The organism is Acinetobacter psychrotolerans (assembly GCF_048552595.1).
Lineage (GTDB): Bacteria > Pseudomonadota > Gammaproteobacteria > Pseudomonadales > Moraxellaceae > Acinetobacter.
Window position 1 is genome coordinate 1 of the sequence record NZ_JBIMDK010000037.1, and the last position, 5,283, is coordinate 5,283.

6 protein-coding genes are annotated in these 5,283 nt (G+C 32.1%); 4 read left to right on the forward strand and 2 right to left on the reverse strand.

Features of this window, described 5'->3' with window-relative positions; genetic code table 11:
- Positions 1-519 (forward strand): hypothetical protein (locus ACG94X_RS16670; RefSeq protein WP_419384785.1); only part of this gene is annotated, 519 nt, incomplete at its 5' end.
- A 944-nt stretch (positions 520-1,463) separates the two neighbouring features.
- Here ACG94X_RS16670 and ACG94X_RS16675 read toward each other — a convergent pair.
- Positions 1,464-1,628, reverse strand: a complete 165-nt coding sequence (locus ACG94X_RS16675; protein ID WP_419384786.1) for a hypothetical protein — start codon at positions 1,626-1,628, stop codon at positions 1,464-1,466.
- Positions 1,629-1,776: 148 nt separating this feature from the next.
- Here ACG94X_RS16675 and ACG94X_RS16680 point away from each other — a divergent pair, with 148 nt between their 5' ends.
- Both ACG94X_RS16680 and ACG94X_RS16685 read left to right on the forward strand, forming a co-directional pair.
- Complete coding sequence (locus ACG94X_RS16680) at positions 1,777-2,370, forward strand: recombinase family protein (RefSeq protein WP_419384787.1); 594 nt, start codon at positions 1,777-1,779, stop codon at positions 2,368-2,370.
- Between the two features lie 2 nt (positions 2,371-2,372).
- Positions 2,373-2,849, forward strand: a complete 477-nt coding sequence (locus ACG94X_RS16685) for a hypothetical protein (RefSeq protein ID WP_419384788.1) — start codon at positions 2,373-2,375, stop codon at positions 2,847-2,849.
- A 5-nt stretch (positions 2,850-2,854) separates the two neighbouring features.
- On the opposite strand, the gene ACG94X_RS16690 is transcribed toward ACG94X_RS16685, so the two are convergent.
- Positions 2,855-3,379 carry a plasmid replication DNA-binding protein gene (locus tag ACG94X_RS16690; RefSeq protein WP_419384789.1) on the reverse strand — a complete coding sequence of 175 codons (525 nt, stop codon included), beginning with the start codon at positions 3,377-3,379 and terminating at the stop codon, positions 2,855-2,857.
- Positions 3,380-3,634: 255 nt separating this feature from the next.
- Here ACG94X_RS16690 and ACG94X_RS16695 point away from each other — a divergent pair, with 255 nt between their 5' ends.
- Positions 3,635-4,549, forward strand: a complete 915-nt coding sequence (locus ACG94X_RS16695) for a replication initiation protein (RefSeq protein ID WP_419384790.1) — start codon at positions 3,635-3,637, stop codon at positions 4,547-4,549.
- Positions 4,550-5,283: the final 734 nt, after the last annotated feature.

Genomic DNA, 5,283 nt, shown 5'->3' on the forward strand with positions numbered 1-5,283 from the left:
AAGTTTAGAGGGGGAATGATGGAGAGTAGTGAGGATAAAACAGTAAGAAAAATGATCAGTACTTTAAGAGATTATGAATGGCTGTATCAATATTCAATCTTTGTGGATGTCAATGATCTTGATATAGAAGATGCTAAATATACAGCTAAGAATTGGTTAATGAAATTTGATGACAAGAGGTTTAGAGATAACCTGAGAAAGGGGAAGGAAAATAAAAATATTGGAATGATGTATGTGATAAGAAAGACTTTACATAAAATTCATCCCTCTAAAAAATCCTTTCAACAGTTTTACATCACAATATTTTCTACTGATGTAATTCATGGAATTGACAATGTTGGATACTATTCTGATCTTAATTTTAATGTTCTAAGCAGAAAGGTAACAGAGAAAAAAATTGAATCTACGTGTTCTGCACTAAAAAATCAGAAGCTACATGACATCAGTTTGCTAGGTGGAAAAAAGAGATACACCATTCTAAATAGATCAAAACTAAAGCTTATTGACGAAGCACCTTAAAAAGGGTGCTTTTTTATTGTCTCTACATGAATGAAATTATTTCTGTAGGGTCGTTATACTCATTCATTCACGTACAAAACTGTCATTAGAACTAATAATTGAGATTAAGCTTTAATGCTTCGAAGTTCTTCTTCTGTTTTCTTACTAATTCCCATATTTTCTGATTGAACAGGAGTATTACATCCAGGGATGACCACATTACCTTTAAGGTTTCTTGTTATGCTTATTAAATGGCTATCTTCGGCTGTTAAGTAAAGAAAACCATGCTTTAAATTGAACTCTTGCTTAAAGGAATTAATCGTACATTTGATGGAAGTAGAAGATTAAAACCATTACTTCCAATATCAAAAAGGTTAAGAAGTTTAAGACAAGTAAGTAGTAAAAGTTAAATGATACATAGGTTAAACATTTATACAATTTCTATAAGTAACTGATTGCAATAGACAATATAAATTATTTGTACATTTTATAGTGATTTTTGCAATGTAAACAAAGACATAGTTAGGCGTAAAATATTGTTTTATAAGGGTACAATTCTTTAATTGAAAGAAAAAAAAATATCAAAATGTCAATATTGATCAAATTAGAAAAGTCTTGCATAGTGGATTAGAACAAAGAAACTTTGTTTTATGTAGCTATTCCGTCTCACCTCTCGCCAAAGTTGAGAGACGGATAGCTGGAGGCATTGCTATGCAATTAAGCGTCGTCAATTAGAGTTAATTATCGTTAACTTTAATTAAGCGTCGTTAGTTTAAATTATTAAACTACATCAGACGGCTGATAGCAAGCAGTGCTCTTTACCCACCTTCATAGTAAAGGAGCACAGCATGAGTACATTTGTATTCTACTTGTTGCAGGTGATTAGCCTTATGGCTGATTTACTGCAAATAGCTGATTTTATTATTCTTTGATATTAATAGACCATCTCATGTAGGTGGTCTTTTTCAATTTAAAAACTTATTTTCACAGGCATCATAAATCGCTGTAACCGCTAGTCGTTCTTGAGTACTTGGCATATATTTTAAAATGCAATCATCAAAAGTCTTTGGTTCTGGTGAACATGCTGTCAACATTGAAGCTGTTGAAATTCCTAGAACAATTTTTATCATTGATATTTTCCTAAATTAACTTCAATTATCAATAGACTATACTCAAAAGAGAATAAAATTAAATGATAAAAATTCTATCAAAAGACTATTAAATTAAATCAAATGATATTATTATCATTGTACTTTAATTTGTATAGTTAAATAATAAATGACAACTAGAATTTATGTCCGTGCTAGTACCAAAGATCAAGATGCTGAAAGAGCATTAGATGATTTGAGAGAGTTTTCTAAATCCATCAAAGGTGATGTGATTGAATATATAGAGAATGAATCAGGTACAAAGTTAGAAAGACCTATTTTAAATCAATTGCTTAATGATTCAGAAGATGGTGATACGTTGCTTGTTGAGAGTGTAGACCGCTTGTCTAGGCTTTCTCAGTCTGACTTTGATGTGTTGAAAGGTCGTATAAAAGAGAAAGGACTAAAGCTAGTTGTTGCTGATCTGCCAACTACACACATGCTTATCAGTTCAACAGATACCATCACAGGCTCTATTCTCAATCTAGTAAACAACATGCTGATAGATTTGTTGGCAACTATGGCAAGGTTAGACAATGACAAACGTCGTGAAAGAATTAAACAAGGTTTAGAAAGATCAGGATATAAGCCAACAGGTAAGAAAGCTGATACAGTTAAACATGATAGAATCAAAGAGTTAGCTAATAAAGGCTTGACCAAAGAAGAAATAGCAAAAGCTGTTAATTGTGGTGTAGCTACTGTTTATAGAGTATTGAAAGGATAAAAATGGTTGACTGTGTTATTGATGGATGGGATACCTTTAAAGGACTTACGCCTTATATCATTGCTATATTTGTTGTTATAGTTTGGCATTTCCAAAAAGGAAAAGAAGTTGTAGCTAATGAATGTAAAGCTTACTGGACAAACCTTACAGAGCTAGAAATTATCTATAATAAACTAGAGCAAAATGCTGACTTTAAAAGTGATAATTTTAAACAGTTTAATAATGACGTTGATAATTGGAAAGCTGTTAACTTACCTAAAATAGATTTGATTAAAAAGTTAACTAATGAGGATTCAAAGTTTATTGAAAGTACTAATAAGCTTGAAGCTATATATAGTTCTGAAAAAACTTTAAGAGGACTTCAAAGATTCCAAGCCAATAATTCAGCATATGAAACAGTTAATCGTACTTTAGTACTAAGAAGTATTAATGAAATTAAAGAGAGTCTATTTCCATACATCAAATATAAGTTTTTCTAAAAATATTACTTTCTAAAGAAAGCTTTAATTCCTCTTTCGAAGCGATTGACTAGAGTGGGAGAGGAATCAGGATTTTCTGTTTTATAGTTAGTTTCAGTTTGTACATTTTGTTGTAAGTCTATGCTTGTACGGTTTTGTTCATTTGTATTGTCAGGCTCACTGTCAGGCTGATTGTTTAAAGGTGTATATCCTAAAGCTAAAGTTAAGTTATCAATCTTATCTTTTAATGCTTCAATCTCTTTATACATACGATCTTCACGAATTTTTGCATCTTGTTTATCTTGTCTAAGTTCTTCAATTAATTGCTTGTACAGCTCGATTGTAGTGTTGTCAGTTTCTGTACTGTCAGCCTTGCTTGTAGGCTTACTGTCAGGCGTACCGTACACCCTTTGCATTTCGCTTAGATCAATTACCTTTCGATTCTTATCATCAATCTCATAGCTAATAGTACCGTTCTTCATACGATCATAAATTGAGGTGCGAGCAATACCATATTTTTTAGATAACTCGGCTACGGTGAATTTAGGCATGGAGAATCAACAGAGGTTAGTAATTGATTATTCAGAATGATAGCTGATTTAAATTGATGAAAGGTAATACGTAAGAGTTCTTTGTAGTTATTAAAGGAAGTATGGTACAAATATTACAGACATGAAAAAGCCCATATTTCCTCGCTCGCCAAAGTTCAGAAATATAGGCTTGAATCTTTAGATCGCATTTACATACAACCTGAAACCAATAATACAGGTTCAAGTGTAAATTGCAAATAAGAGAATTATATAAAAATGCAATTGAGCCTTGCTCTTGATAGCTTTCAAGAGACACTACCTAAAAAACCCTATTGTACAAATGATCTCTCACAAGGATTATTGATACGACCAAAAGAAACGGCAGTAAAGTTCAAGTACTTACAGCCTAATCACCCTTTCTATCAAAATTATTTAATCTTAGACCTAGACTATGAATCCTCATTGATTGAAATTCTTTATTCAATGACAGGTATTCCAATGCCTAACCTTTTGATAGAGAACAAGGACAATGGCAGATCACACATATTCTTTACTCTCAAAACACCAATTTACAAAACAAACGCCAGTAAAATAAAACCAATCATCTATGCTAATGCTGTTTTAAAGCGATTACAGAGCTTATTTAATGCTGATTTAGGATACAGTGGTTTAATAGCAAAAAACCCCATACACGAGCAATGGAGAGCATATACGCTACGTGATAAACCATATTCATTGAATGAGCTTGCTAGTAAGTTAGAAATTGATTGGAAAGAAGCAAATAAACCAATTAAACAAGATGAAGCTATTGGTCTGGGAAGAAACTGTTATGTGTTCCATACAGCACGTTTTTGGGCATACAGGGCGGTAAGAGAGTATAGAGGGAAAACATATAACCAATGGCTACAGACCGTCATTGATCACTGTCTAAAGCTCAATGAGGGCATTACAGAGCCTATGCAATATGGAGAGATCAAAGGCATTGCAAAGTCTATAGCTCGCTACTGTTGGAAGCGTGATGGCTACGCTTACCAAGAATTTATTGATAGACAGCGCCGTAAAGGGTCTATAGGTGGTAAGAAATCTAAGCGATTACCTGTTGATGGTTCAGAAGCTAGCACGAAGCCTTGGGAAGCATTAGGGATTAGTAGAGCAACTTATTATCGCCATCGAAAGCATGAGACTGGATAAGCCTAAATCAGATAATAGCTCCTTTGCTTTGATCTGTTAATGATTGTAATTATGACTTGTTTTGTTGTTGTTTTCTTTCTGGTATCTTTTATCTTCTAATAGTTACTTATATCAATAGCTTATGTTCTAAATGGGTGTGCTAATAATAAGTATTAAATAACATATCAAAATTACTCCTTTTAGTTCTCTCATGGCTTTAAATTATTTAATAACAATAGTTTATTGTCCTTTAAATGCCTTGTTTACCTCAAAATGTTAAGCATGTTGGTATGTTTTGATTCAATATTTTTCAAAATTAAAAATATGAATGATTGATAACCAATAAAGACATAGATATTTCTACGTGAGTGTCGCTTTTCTCTATGGGTGGGGATTCCATTGGTTTGATGCCGATAGTCACAACACCTATAAAAATAAAATTTATGAGAATATTCATCTTGATATTTACCGCACTAATACGGATAATGATTTGTAAATTACTCCTCTTCATATTTTAATGAAATAACTTCTTAAAACTCTTTTAGTTAAAGGCTTTTAGATTATTTTTATTCTAATTATATAGTAGCTATATTAGGGGGGGAATAAGTGTAAGTATAGGATGTATAATCTTAAGTAATTATCTTAAAGAATCAGTCATAAGTTTAGAGGGGGAATGATGGAGAGTAGTGAGGATAAAACAGTAAGAAAAATGATCAGTACTTTAAGAGATTATGAATGGCTGTATCAATATTCAA

Excerpts from the sequence above, each read along its gene's own strand:
- ACG94X_RS16675 (WP_419384786.1), bottom strand. The coding sequence starts at position 1,628 with ATGATAAAAATTGTTCTAGGAATTTCAACAGCTTCAATGTTGACAGCA.
- ACG94X_RS16690 (WP_419384789.1), bottom strand. The coding sequence starts at position 3,379 with ATGCCTAAATTCACCGTAGCCGAGTTATCTAAAAAATATGGTATTGCT.
- ACG94X_RS16680 (WP_419384787.1), top strand. The coding sequence starts at position 1,777 with ATGACAACTAGAATTTATGTCCGTGCTAGTACCAAAGATCAAGATGCT.
- ACG94X_RS16685 (WP_419384788.1), top strand. The coding sequence starts at position 2,373 with ATGGTTGACTGTGTTATTGATGGATGGGATACCTTTAAAGGACTTACG.
- ACG94X_RS16695 (WP_419384790.1), top strand. The coding sequence starts at position 3,635 with ATGCAATTGAGCCTTGCTCTTGATAGCTTTCAAGAGACACTACCTAAA.